Below are 11,471 nucleotides of genomic sequence, written 5' to 3' on the forward strand. Positions count from 1 at the left end.
CGGCGCTCAGGCGAGATCGCCGCGCAGCGCCCGCACCTGCGCTTCCAGCGCCGGGGCGTCGACCGCGGCGCCGTCGCGCGGCGGGTCGGCGACCACCTCGACCCGGGCGCGGAAGCGGCGCGGCACCCGCATCCGGCGCAGCCGGCCGTCGCGCCGGCTCCACATGCTCGACCACATCCCGCGCAGCGCCATCGGCACCACCGGCACCGGGTTGTTGGCCAGGATGCGCTCGACCCCGGACTTGAACGGGGCGATCTCGCCGTCCTTGGTCAACGCGCCCTCGGGGAAGATGCCGACCAACTGGCCGTCGGCCAGCGCGGCTTCGATTTCGGCGAATGCGCGCCGCATGACTTCCGGGTCCTCCTTGGCGCCGGCGATCGGGATCGCCTTGGCGGTGCGGAAGATCCAGCTCATCACCGGGATGCTGAAGATCTTGTAGTACATGACGAAGCGCACCGGGCGCGGAATGCTGGCGCTGAGGATCAGCGCATCCATGTAGCTGACGTGGTTGCACACGATCAGCCCCGCGCCTTCGTCTGGGATGCGCTCGGTGCCGGACACGCGCAGCCGGTACAGAGTGCGCACCAGCACCCAGCTGAGGAAGCGCATCAGGAACTCGGGCACGATCGTGAAGATGTAGATCGCGACCAGGGCGTTGGCGATCGCCAGGGCCAGGAACACCTGCGGGATGGTCCAGTGGAAGAAGCGCTGCACCACCACGCCCAGCACCGCCGCCAGGACGATGAAGGCGGCGTTCTGGATGTTCATGCCGGCGATCACGCGCGACAGCTCGTTCTTGGGCGAGCGGTTCTGGATCAGCGCGAACAGCGGCACCACGAAGAAGCCGGCGAACACGCCGATGCCGAGCAGGTCGAGCACGATCCGCCAGGCGCCGTCCTGGGCGATGAAGCCGGCGACGTCCAGTCCGGTCGCCGTGGCGGCGCCGGGGCGGGCGAAGTACAGGTCGACCATGAACGCGCTCATGCCGAACGCGCCCAGCGGCACCAGGCCGATTTCGACCGTGCGCGCCGACAGCCGTTCGCACAGCATCGAGCCGACGCCGGTGCCGACCGAGAACAGCGCCAGGGCGAAGATGTACAGCGTTTCGGCGCCGCCGAGGTTGGCGATGGCGTAGGTCGGCAACTGCGAGGTCAGCACCGTGCCGACGAACCAGAACCAGGACACGCCGAGGATCGAGTTGCGCACCGCCGGCTGGCGCCGGGTCATGCGCAGGATGCGCACCGACTCGGGAATCGGGTTCCAGTTGATCTTCAGATCGGGCTCGCCGGCGTCGGCGCGCGGGATCATCCGGCTGACCAGGTTGCCGGTCACCGCCAGCAGTACGATCGCGGTCGCCGCGACCACCGGGCCGTGATCGCCGGCGAGCTTGAAGATCAGTCCGCCGAAGATCATCCCGACCAGGATCGAGATCGAGGTGCCCATCTCGACCAGGCCGTTGCCGCCGGTGAGCTCCTCGGGCTTGAGCACCGAAGGCAGGATCGAATACTTGACCGGCCCGAACAGGGTCGACTGCAGCCCGGTGCCGAACAGCGCGACCAGCAGGATCGCCATGTTCTGGGTCAGAAAGCCGATCGCCGCCAGCGACATGATCACGATTTCCATCGTGGTCGTGATCCGGATCAGCCTGTGCTTCTCCAGCTTCTCGGCGATCTGCCCGGCGGTGGCCGAGAACAGGAAGTAGGGCAGGATGAACAACGCCGGCGCCAGATTGGTGTACAGCGTGCGCTGGGCGTCGCTGACGCCGAGGTAGAACAGCAGGCCGATGATCGCCTGCCGGTACACGTTGTCGTTGAAGGCGCCCAGGGCCTGGGTCAGGAAGAACGGCAGGAAGCGCCGTTGGGTGAGCAACGCGAACTGGTTGTGCGCCATGCCGTCCTGCTATCGGTTCTGGTCCGCACCTGGATGGGCGGCTCGGGCGAAGGATTCGTCGGGCGAGCCTAACAAACCCGTCCCCGCATCGTGTAGCGGGAATGGGCGGAGTAGCGGAAAAGTAGACCCCGAAGCTACGGCCCCGAGCCGCTGCGCGTGCCCCTAACCCTCTCGCATGCCCAGACGGCCATTCTCTTCGCCCCGCCTTTGCTGTTCCCCCCTTTGAAAAAGGGGGGGCAGGGGGATTTGCTTATGCATCGAAAGCAGCGCTGACGATCGGGCCCTGCCCGAAAACCCGGGTAACCATCGCCGCATGTATCCCAATGTATCCGCGCCCCGCACTCGCGCCGCTCGCATACAAATCCCCGCCGCCGCGGACACGCGCCGGATACCCCGTCCCGGTCCAATGCCCTGGCCCACCCACCCGCCAGGAGCCCGCCATGACCGTCGCACCGACCGACCGCCCGCACGACCGCCCGCACGACCCGCAACGCCGCAGCCTGCTCGGCGGCGCCGCCCTGGCCCTGCTCGCCGGTCCGCTCGGCGCCGCCGGCTCCGCCTTCGCCGCACCCGCCGGCGCGGCCGGCCCGCGCCGCTCCGCCCCGCCCGCCGCCTGGGGCCCGCTCAAGCAGGTCGATGCCGGCGTGCTGCGGGTGAGCTACGCCGAACTCGGCCCGCGCCACGGCACCCCGGTGCTGCTGCTGCACGGCTGGCCCTACGACATCCACACCTACGCCGAGGTCGCGCCGCGCCTGGCCGCGCAGGGCTACCGCGTCGTCGTTCCCTACCTGCGCGGTTACGGCCCCACCGCCTTCCTGTCCGCCGACACTCCGCGCAACGCCCAGCAGGCCGCGCTCGCCGCCGACGCCGTCGCCCTGCTCGACGCGCTGGGCATCGAATCGGCGATCGTCGGCGGCTGCGATTGGGGCGCGCGCACCGCCGGCATCCTGGCCGCGTTGTGGCCGCAGCGGTGCCGAGGCCTGGTCTCGGTCAGCGGCTACCTGATCGGCAGCCAGCAGGCCAACCAGGCGCCGCTGCCGCCGAAGGCCGAACTGCAGTGGTGGTACCAGTTCTACTTCGCCACCGAACGCGGCGAGCGCGGCTATGCGCAGAACCGGAGCGAATTCGCCCGCCTGATCTGGCAACTGGCCTCGCCGCGATGGCGCTTCGACGACGCGACCTTCGAACGCAGCGCCGCCGCCTTCGACAACCCCGACCATGTCGCGGTGGTGATCCACAACTACCGTTGGCGCCTCGGCCTGGCCCAGGGCGAAGCGAAGTTCGACGAACTCGAAGCGAGATTGGCGAAGGCGCCCCCGATCGCGGTCCCGACCATCACCTTGGAGGGCGACGCCAACGGTGCTCCGCACCCGCCGGCCGCGGCTTATGCGCGCAAGTTCACCGGAAAGTACGCGCACCGCGAACTGCGAGGCGGCATCGGCCACAACCTGCCGCAGGAAGCGCCGGAGGCGTTCGCGCAGGCCATCGTAGATGTGGGCGCGCTCTGAGCCCGCCGCACGTGCGTCGTTTCCGACCGACGCACTCCCCTTGCTCTGCTGTTCCCCCCTTTGTAGAGGAGGGGGCAGGGGGGATTTGCCTTTGCGCTTCAACGCAACAAAACAGCGACAGTTCGACCCATCGGCATCGCCAAGCGCACGTGGACCCTCCGGATCCCAATTGCCGAACGGCCACGAGCCCAATCCTGTCGCCTGAATCACATTGATGGTTTTCCGTCCTGCGACTGAGCGTTTTCCCGGATGCCGGACGCCGACGGCGATGCCGACACTGCCCGCATCCGTCGTAGGATGCCTGGTTCATGCACGTCAGTCACCGCCGCTTGCTTGCCGTTCTGCTCGCCGTCCTCGCCATTCCGGCGGTATCCGCCCTGGACCTGGGCACTCTGCCTGTCGACACCCCGCAGGCGACGCCGTCGCCATCCGTGTCCAGCTACCTGCACGACGTGTCGCAGCCGATACCCGGGGTGAGCTGGATGACCGGCATCAGCGAGCATCACCGCATCACCATGGCCGACGGCGTGGAACTCGATGCCTGGGTCGTGCGGCCGGACATCGCCGGCCCGGTGCCGCTGGTGCTGGAACTCACCCCGTACTACGGCGGCGGAGACCCGGCCGCGACCCGGGCGGTCAGCAGCGCCGCCAACTATCCGTTCAACCTCGCCATCGCCGCGCCGTTCCAGGAACTGATCAAGCGCGGCTACGCCTTCGGCATCCTGTCGGTGCGCGGCACCGGCGCGTCCGGCGGTTGCTTCAGCATCGGCGGGCCGCAGGAGGCCAAGGACATGGCGACCGCGATCGAGTACTTCGCCGCACAGCCCTGGTCCAACCAGGCGGTGGGCGCGATGGGGGTGAGCTACGACGGCACCGCGCCGCAGGACCTGTGGGTGGAAGCGCCGCCGCAGCTGAAGACGATCGTGCCGATCAGCGGCCTGTCCGACATGTACAAGTACAACTACGTCAACGGCGTGACGATCGAAAGCACCCGCGGATTCAACACCTATTACTGGCTGCTCGACGGCCTGGTCCCGGCCGGCCTGGAAGGCGGCAGCCAACTGCTCGATCCGACCACCGCGCCCGATGCCGCGATCGGCGAGGTCTGCAAGGAGCGCATCGACGTCACCGCCGAAGGCTTCACCTCCCTGGTCGCCGGCGACAAGACGCCGTACTGGCAGGCGCGCGACCATCTCGCCGCGCTCAAGGCCGACCCGGCCAAGAAGCGCGCCAGCGTGTTCTACATCCACGGCCTGCAGGACTGGAACGTCAAGCCGCACAACATGGAAGGCTGGATCGAAGCCCTGCAGGGCAGCAACGTGCCGTTCAAGGCCTGGCTCGGCCAATGGGATCACGCCTGGCCGGACCGCAGCGACTGGATCACGGTGATGACGGCCTGGTTCGACCAGTTCCTGAAGAACCGCAACACCGGCATCCTCGACGCGCCCCGGGTGCAGGTGCAGGACGACGCCGGGAAGTGGCGCAACGAGCCGCGCTGGCCGGCGACCGGCAAGAAGCTGACCCTGTACCCGCAGGTGACCGGCACGCTCGGCACCGTCCAGGGCGTGGGCTACGCCGACTACAACGATTATTTCGGCCAGGACGTCAACGAAACCGCGCCGCAGCCCGACGACCGGGTCGCGTTCGTCACCGCGCCGCTGGCCAACGACTTGCATCTGTCCGGCATGCCGCGCTTCGAGGGCATCGTCGCCGCGACCGGCGCGCGCGCCAACCTGATGCTGACCCTGGCCGAACAATTGCCCGACGGCACGCTGCGCCCGTTCAACTTCGCCTCGCTCAGCCTGAATCACGCGCAGAGCCTGGAGCGAGGCCAGCCGAGCGTGGCCGGCGAACCGCAATACGCCGGGGTGAACTTCTATCCGCAGGAAGACGTGGTGCACGCCGGCAACCGGCTGGTGCTGCTGGCCGCGGGCGACCTGATGTTCTATGGCCAACCGGGCCCGGCCATGGCGCCGCTGGCCACCGGTTCGCAGATCATCCTCGACCTGACCAGCAGCAAGCTGGTGCTGCCGAACGACACGACCTTGAGCTACGAATCGCCATAAGCCGCCGACCGTCAGCTGCTCCAGCGCAACCACGCTTTTGCCGTTCCCCCCTTTGACAAAGGGGGCAGGGGGGATTTGCTTCTGCTTCGTCCAAAGCAACAGCAACAGCAAATCCCCCGCGCCCGCTGCGCAGGCGCCGCCCCTCTCCAAAGGGGGCAAAGAAGCATGCCGCGCTGCGGCTGACGTATCTTCCTCGCCCGCTCAGCGCCCCGCCGCGTCCTGCCAATCGGCCGAGCTTTCCGCCCGCTCGCGCGCGCTCCGCGCCCAACCCGGCTCCTGCCGCCAGCGCCGCGTGCTGCGTTGGAAGAACTGGCTGTTCGGCACCTGCAGCACGGTGTCGTCGCCGTCGGCGTGGACCTCCTGCAGCGAGGTGTAGATGAAGTTGATGTCGACCACCCGCCCCTTCAGCCCCGGCTTGTCGCCGTTCTCCAGCACCTCGATGTAGTCGTACAGCCGGAACGGCCGCGTGGTCAGGATCAGGAACGCGCAGAAGATGTTCGACAGCACGCTCCAGGCGGCGAAGAACGCCACTGCGCCGACCGCGACGAAGCCGGTCAGCGTGGTCCACACCACCGAGCCGGAAATGCCCAGGCGGTTGAGGAACAACAGCAGGGCGCAGATATAGATCAGCGTGCTCAACACCCGGCGCAGGCCCAGCGCGAACGCCGGCGCGATGTCGTAACGGATGCAGATCCGCCGCACCAGCTGCCGCAGCAGGGTGGTCAGCAGCCAGGCCCCGACCAGGATCGCCAGGGCCTCGCCCAGCTTCATGGCGACATAGGCGCTTTGCGCGATGCTCGGCGACATGGCGGGAGCGGTCCTCGGCTCTGGGATGGCCGGGCAGTGTAAGCGGGCGCGGGTTAGGGCGCCGTGCGCGAGGCGGCGGCAACGCCGGCCGCGCCGCGTCCGCCGCCCCGTGCGCGAGCGCGCGGCCAGCGCCGATCAATGCGCCGCGCTTTGCGGCAACTTGGCGATCGCCTTGATCTCGAACTGGAATCCGTACAGCCAGGTCGCCCCGATCCCGGTCAGGGTGGGATGCGGCGCCTCGCCCCAGAACTCGGGCACGATCGCCCAGATGCGCTCGAAATTCCGCTCCGGGTCGACCACGAACAGGGTGACGTCGACCACGTCGTCGAAGCTGCACCCGGCCGCGGCCAGTACCGCGTTCAAATTGGCGAACGCCAGCCGCACCTGCGCTTCCAGTTCCGGCTCGGGCGAGCCGTCCTCGCGGCTGCCGACCTGGCCGGAGACGAACAGGAAGCCGTTCGACCGCAGCGCCGGCGAATAGCGGTTGCGCTGGTACAGCGCCTGCCGTCCCGCGGGAAATACCACATCGCGCTTGCTCATCGTCGCCTCGTATGCCGTCGTCGTTGTCGATGCGGCCACGATAGAGAGGCACTGGATGCCGATAAACCCGGCGATCGGGTTTTCACTGTTTGTAGAATCCGGACAATCCAGAACGAAACCGGAGCCGCGATGGACCGTATCGACGCGATGCAGGCCTTCGCCCGCGTGGTCGAGACCGGCAGCTTCACCAAGGCCGCCGACACCCTGCGGATCAGCAAGACCCGCGTCACCCAGCTGGTGCAGCAGCTGGAGGCGCGGCTGCGGGTCAAGCTGCTCAACCGCACCACCCGCAAGGTCGTCGTCACCGCCGACGGCGCCGCCTATTACGAGCGGGTGCTGCGCCTGCTCGCCGACCTCGACGACGCCGAGACCAGCCTGTCCGGCGCCGCGGCCGCGCCGCGCGGCCGGCTGCGCGTGGACGTGCCCAGCCCGTTGGCGCGGCTGGTGCTGATCCCGGCCCTGCCGGCGTTCTGCGAGCGCTATCCGGAACTGCAGCTCGACCTCGGCGTCAGCGACCGCCGGGTCGACCTGATCGGCGAGAACGTCGACTGCGTGATCCGCGGCGGCCCGATCGCCGACCCCTCGCTGGTCGCGCGCCGCATCGGCGACCTCGCGCTGGGCGCCTACGCCTCGCCCGCCTACCTGCAGCGCGCCGGCGTCCCCGCGCACCCGCGCGAGCTCGACGACGCCCGCCACCGCATCGTCCGCTACCAGTGGCCGCGCGCCGGCCAGGCTCCGGCGCAGACCCTGCAGCGCGGCGACGAACAAGTGCCGCTGCAAGGCCGTTACGTCCTCGCCGTCGACGACGGCAACGCCTACCTCGCCGCCGGTCTGGCCGGCCTCGGCGTGCTCTGGCTGCCCGAGTACATGGCCCGCGCCCACGCCGAACGCGGCGAACTGGTGCGTTTATTCGCCGACTGGCGCCTGCCGCCGATGCCGCTGTACCTGGCCTACCCGCCGAACCGCCACGTCAGCGCCAAGCTGCGGGTGTTCATCGATTGGGTGGCGGAGGTAGTGGGGCGGGAGGCGCCGGTGGTGGGCGGAGCCCATAGTGAACGGCTCAACGAATGATGTAGGCCTGATAGACCACCTGGCCATCCGGCAGCGGGCGCATAAGCGTCTGACTGTTGGAAGACTTCAAGCTCTTCTTCAGCCGCAGATAGGCGATGTTCCAGTCCAGCGGCGATCCGCCGACGCCTTTGCGGTTTATCGCCCGGACTTCGCACACCGTCTGACGGCACTCCGCCTTGGCGATCTGCAGTCCGGGACCGTACTTCCCGTTCAAGTTCGACACCACATTGGCGATCGTGTACTCGGCCGAGGATGCCCACGCCTCGTCTCGGTGTTCCTTGGCGAACAAGTCTGCCAGCTTGCGCATCTCGTCCGTGCCGGCGTTTCCGGACTGGATATCGGCCGCCAATACCTCCAGGGCCTGGCTGCCGGCAAGTTTGTCCGATCTTGACGGCTCCGCAATCGTTCCGGCTGTCTCGGCTCCGGGGGCGAGCGGCGAAACCGATCCATGAGCGGGCGACGACGAGGAGGTCGGCGAGGGCGAGCCTCCGATGTCCGCACGGCCGGCATCTCCCGGGACCGTTTCAGGCTTCTTGCTGCAGGCTACTGGTCCAGCCATCAGCGCGGCCAGGATTGCGGTGGCGCAAAGAGAAACGCTGTTTCCGGACCGGCGAGTTGTGGAGGCAGTGCCGCGGTGGGGGATGGGGGAGTTCATGTCGAGGCCATCCTTCAATAGGCCGTAGGGAGGGATAGGGACGGCGTCCAACCCAGGATCACCCGACCCTTGATCGAGCGAATGGGGATTACGCCGAAACTGCGCGAATCCACCGACTCGTAGGTGTTGTCGCCCATCACGAAGACATAGCCGTCTGGAACCCGGATTCGGGTGATAGTACGGTCCAACTGTGGAACCGGTGACGGGGCAGCCGCCGTAGGAAGAAACGCGGAATTGACGTAGACCTGCCCCTGACCTCGCGTTTCCACCACGTCGTCCGCGCGCGCGATCAAACGCTTGACGATGTAACGGTCTTGCTGAAGCGCAATGACGAGACTCCCCCGGTCTTTCTCCTTGTCGCCGATGCCGTCGTCGGCTCTCGCGACCAGGACGACATCGCCGCGGCTTACCGTCGGGGCCATGGAGTCGAGATCGACCCGCATGATTTTGAAGTAGGCGGCCAGCAGCCCGCCGAGCGCGAACGGAACGAGCCATAGGGCCAATTTTCGAATCGCTGTCATCGCGCGGTGCTCCCGTCGGGCCCAGCCGATACCAAGCCGGGCCGTGAGCCGCCGGTGACGATTACGCCGGCTGAGGAGAGCTCCTTGATGTTCGCCCTGACCAGAACGGCGTTCTTGTATCCGTAATGGAATTTGAACTTCTGCGCGACCCGTTTGCAACGGGACAGGACGCCGCGTCCGGCATCGCCCGATTCGCAAAGCGGGTTGTAGTTGCAGAATATGAAGATCTCTTCGTCCTTTGCAAAAGCCTTGGGCGCCAGGCGCGGAAGATCGTCTTCAGGGATGTTGACCGAGCCGGCGATGTGTCCTTCGGAGTACTTATCGATCGCGCGAAGGTCGACGATACTCAATGGGGTCTTGCGATATCGGTCGACGAACTGCGCCGTCGCGATTCCTTCCACTTCATCTCCTGTTAGGGTGATGAAGTTGCTTTGCGAAATCTTCGGATCGATCGGCTTTTCGGCAAATCGCTCGGTAGAGTCGATGTAGTCGAAGGGGATGGAAGCGGCGGAGAAGCCGATGGTCGCGACGAACGCTACGTTGAGAAAATTGAGTGCTGAACTCCATCTTTCCATGATGATCTGCCTGAATGAGTGGTTGCCGCCTGTGGGCATGGCTGGAGGCTGGTTGCGGTTTCGCAACCAGCCTCTGCCTCCTGTTGGATCAGCAATCCTCGCCGTTCTGGCAAGTAGTCGAGCCGTGATCGGTGCGAACCGTGCAGTGCGAGTACCCATTGGGATAGCGAACGTAGCGGCATTCCGCGGTGCTGGTGCCGACGCCGGTACAGATGTGGCAGGCTTCGGCCTTGGTCGTGACGCCGGCGATCGAGGCGAACGCTATAACGCCCAGGCTCAAGGTAAGGGCGATGGATTTGAAGCTCATGGTCAACTCCTTTCGTCATGAGGTCGCTGGTCGACCGGGGATCATGCGATCTCCCGGTTCTTCGCTCGCTGATGGTCGGGACAGGATGCGGAGAGAGCGAAGAATTACCGAATACATTGGCGGAAACGTGAAGGTCAACGAATGCGCAATGTCGAGGCCTCGATATGGGAGGTGGCTCGCAAGTTTCCGATTTTAGAGTGGATAAAAAAGTTCAAATGATGCGTTAAGGACGGCGGACGAACGCTTTGGAGCGGCGTATTTCTGGCGCATCTGTCGATGCTTGCGTTCGCAGTCCAAGCGTTGCGTCTAAGTCAAATGGGCCGAATGAGCGTGCGGCGCGATGAGATGTCCGCGGATCCGGGCAGCTTGAGGGTCGATGCGGCGCGGCCGCATCCGGTTCGGCCGCGGCAACTAGCCGATGTCAGGTTGCTTGGAGCGCGGAATGGGGGGGCTTTGCTCGCGCCAAGCGGGTGCTTGTCGTCGGCGCGAACGCATCGGTAGCGGCCTCTCAGGGCAGTTCGTTCGATCCAAGCACTGTGACGCCGAGAAAGTGCAGCAGGTCGTCTGCAGCGCTCTCGGCCTGCCCTCGAACATGCGGGTCGGCGTCGTGCAGCGCCGCAGCGATGGTGGGAACAGCGATGCTTAGATCGAGCCGTCCGCAAGTCCGAGCCAAATGGCCGAGGCCGAGCACGGCGTTGGCCCGGACATCGGCGTCGGGGTGGCGCGCCAGCGTCACGCAGATGGCCTCGGCCCAGGCGCAATCGGGCGGGTCCATGCCGATGAGAATGGGTATGTACGCAAGTTCATCGGGCCGGTCGCGCGCTATCGCCGCTTCGATGTCCTGTTTGGTCCAGCCGTCCTTGAACGGGCCCATCGCTGTCGGATTCCTTGAGCGGATACGAAGCCGGATTCTCGCATGTCCGATGAACGCGTTAGGCGATGTCGGCGCGAAGTGAAGAACTATCGGCTGAACGCGTGCGCGGCGAGGAGACGGAATTTCACGTCGCGGTGGCATCGGCTGGCTACGCTGGGTGCGAACCTTGCGAGAGGAGGTCGCCATGTCTGCGGACCCGAAGACGCCGTTGGATCAGGTCAACGCGGCGCTGAACCAGCTCAAGGAAATGCGTCATTACTCGAAGAACTACGTCGAGCAGCTGACCGCGCAGTGGCTGTTGTTCGACGGCGAGCTGAAGAAGCTCAAGCAGGCGCAGAACATCGAGGAGCTGATGATGCGCCAGGGCGAGTTGTACGACGCGCTGGAGAAGGAGATCGGCGAGCTCGAAGAGTTGGCGGTGGCGCTGCAGCCGGCGCCCGAGGCGCCTGCGGGGACGCTGCATTAGGCCCGTTTTCGCCTGCCCGCGCGTCGTAGGCTTCATGCGTTCGGCACGATTGCGAGGGGAGGGGCAGGGGCGGGGTGTGGTTTGCGCCGCTCCTGCCCGTTGGCCCGTAAAGACGCGGCTTCGGCCGATGGCGATAGGGTCGGGGTTCTCGCGCGATTTCCCGCGCGGCTTACAGGTTTGATCTTGGGGTA

Annotated in this window: 12 protein-coding genes; 4 read left to right on the forward strand and 8 right to left on the reverse strand. The window is 66.6% G+C overall.

Annotated features, from left to right (window positions below):
* Nucleotides 1-6: 6 nt before the first annotated feature.
* Nucleotides 7-1,890 (reverse strand): MFS transporter, encoded by a 1,884-nt coding sequence (locus AC3A57_RS14245; RefSeq protein ID WP_487579505.1) that lies wholly within the window; start codon nt 1,888-1,890, stop codon nt 7-9.
* Between the two features lie 440 nt (nt 1,891-2,330).
* On the opposite strand from AC3A57_RS14245, the gene AC3A57_RS14250 reads away from it, so the two are divergent.
* Both AC3A57_RS14250 and AC3A57_RS14255 read left to right on the forward strand, forming a co-directional pair.
* The gene (locus AC3A57_RS14250) at nt 2,331-3,398 is read left to right on the forward strand and encodes an alpha/beta fold hydrolase (RefSeq protein WP_487579506.1); all 1,068 of its coding nucleotides are present in this window, start codon (nt 2,331-2,333) and stop codon (nt 3,396-3,398) included.
* Nucleotides 3,399-3,706: 308 nt separating this feature from the next.
* On the forward strand, nt 3,707-5,464 hold the full coding sequence (locus AC3A57_RS14255) for a CocE/NonD family hydrolase (protein WP_487579507.1): 1,758 nt from the start codon (nt 3,707-3,709) through the stop codon (nt 5,462-5,464).
* 201 nt (nt 5,465-5,665) lie between these two features.
* Here the strand turns inward: AC3A57_RS14255 and AC3A57_RS14260 are convergent, their stop codons facing one another.
* Nucleotides 5,666-6,271, reverse strand: a complete 606-nt coding sequence (locus tag AC3A57_RS14260) for a mechanosensitive ion channel family protein (protein ID WP_487579508.1) — start codon at nt 6,269-6,271, stop codon at nt 5,666-5,668.
* A gap of 135 nt (nt 6,272-6,406) precedes the next feature.
* Nucleotides 6,407-6,811, reverse strand: a complete 405-nt coding sequence (locus AC3A57_RS14265; protein WP_487579509.1) for a RidA family protein — start codon at nt 6,809-6,811, stop codon at nt 6,407-6,409.
* A gap of 129 nt (nt 6,812-6,940) precedes the next feature.
* Between AC3A57_RS14265 and AC3A57_RS14270 the strand changes: the two genes are divergently transcribed.
* Nucleotides 6,941-7,882, forward strand: a complete 942-nt coding sequence (locus tag AC3A57_RS14270; RefSeq protein WP_487579510.1) for a LysR family transcriptional regulator — start codon at nt 6,941-6,943, stop codon at nt 7,880-7,882.
* Here AC3A57_RS14270 and AC3A57_RS14275 read toward each other — a convergent pair.
* The 5 genes from AC3A57_RS14275 to AC3A57_RS14295 all read right to left on the reverse strand — a co-directional run bounded on the left by AC3A57_RS14275 (nt 7,872) and on the right by AC3A57_RS14295 (nt 10,814).
* Nucleotides 7,872-8,537, reverse strand: coding sequence for a hypothetical protein (locus AC3A57_RS14275; protein ID WP_487579511.1), 666 nt, complete (start codon nt 8,535-8,537; stop codon nt 7,872-7,874). The two genes, AC3A57_RS14270 and AC3A57_RS14275, sit on opposite strands and share 11 nt — an antisense overlap.
* A 14-nt stretch (nt 8,538-8,551) precedes the next feature.
* Entirely contained in the window at nt 8,552-9,058 is a 507-nt protein-coding gene (lepB, locus tag AC3A57_RS14280) for a signal peptidase I (RefSeq protein WP_487579512.1), read from the reverse strand.
* Nucleotides 9,055-9,699, reverse strand: a complete 645-nt coding sequence (locus AC3A57_RS14285; protein WP_487579513.1) for a rhodanese-like domain-containing protein — start codon at nt 9,697-9,699, stop codon at nt 9,055-9,057. Before AC3A57_RS14285 ends, lepB begins: the two co-directional genes overlap by 4 nt.
* 22 nt (nt 9,700-9,721) lie before the next feature.
* Complete coding sequence (locus AC3A57_RS14290) at nt 9,722-9,940, reverse strand: hypothetical protein (RefSeq protein WP_487579514.1); 219 nt, start codon at nt 9,938-9,940, stop codon at nt 9,722-9,724.
* 508 nt (nt 9,941-10,448) lie between these two features.
* Entirely contained in the window at nt 10,449-10,814 is a 366-nt protein-coding gene (locus AC3A57_RS14295) for a hypothetical protein (protein WP_487579515.1), read from the reverse strand.
* A gap of 184 nt (nt 10,815-10,998) precedes the next feature.
* Between AC3A57_RS14295 and AC3A57_RS14300 the strand changes: the two genes are divergently transcribed.
* Nucleotides 10,999-11,280, forward strand: coding sequence for a hypothetical protein (locus AC3A57_RS14300; RefSeq protein ID WP_487579516.1), 282 nt, complete (start codon nt 10,999-11,001; stop codon nt 11,278-11,280).
* Nucleotides 11,281-11,471: the final 191 nt, after the last annotated feature.

The sequence above is a fragment of the Lysobacter sp. Soil_C_15 genome (assembly GCF_057657315.1).

Excerpts from the sequence above, each read along its gene's own strand:
- AC3A57_RS14245 (WP_487579505.1), bottom strand. The coding sequence starts at position 1,890 with ATGGCGCACAACCAGTTCGCGTTGCTCACCCAACGGCGCTTCCTGCCG.
- AC3A57_RS14250 (WP_487579506.1), top strand. The coding sequence starts at position 2,331 with ATGACCGTCGCACCGACCGACCGCCCGCACGACCGCCCGCACGACCCG.
- AC3A57_RS14255 (WP_487579507.1), top strand. The coding sequence starts at position 3,707 with ATGCACGTCAGTCACCGCCGCTTGCTTGCCGTTCTGCTCGCCGTCCTC.
- AC3A57_RS14260 (WP_487579508.1), bottom strand. The coding sequence starts at position 6,271 with ATGTCGCCGAGCATCGCGCAAAGCGCCTATGTCGCCATGAAGCTGGGC.
- AC3A57_RS14265 (WP_487579509.1), bottom strand. The coding sequence starts at position 6,811 with ATGAGCAAGCGCGATGTGGTATTTCCCGCGGGACGGCAGGCGCTGTAC.
- AC3A57_RS14270 (WP_487579510.1), top strand. The coding sequence starts at position 6,941 with ATGGACCGTATCGACGCGATGCAGGCCTTCGCCCGCGTGGTCGAGACC.
- AC3A57_RS14275 (WP_487579511.1), bottom strand. The coding sequence starts at position 8,537 with ATGAACTCCCCCATCCCCCACCGCGGCACTGCCTCCACAACTCGCCGG.
- lepB (WP_487579512.1), bottom strand. The coding sequence starts at position 9,058 with ATGACAGCGATTCGAAAATTGGCCCTATGGCTCGTTCCGTTCGCGCTC.
- AC3A57_RS14290 (WP_487579514.1), bottom strand. The coding sequence starts at position 9,940 with ATGAGCTTCAAATCCATCGCCCTTACCTTGAGCCTGGGCGTTATAGCG.
- AC3A57_RS14295 (WP_487579515.1), bottom strand. The coding sequence starts at position 10,814 with ATGGGCCCGTTCAAGGACGGCTGGACCAAACAGGACATCGAAGCGGCG.
- AC3A57_RS14300 (WP_487579516.1), top strand. The coding sequence starts at position 10,999 with ATGTCTGCGGACCCGAAGACGCCGTTGGATCAGGTCAACGCGGCGCTG.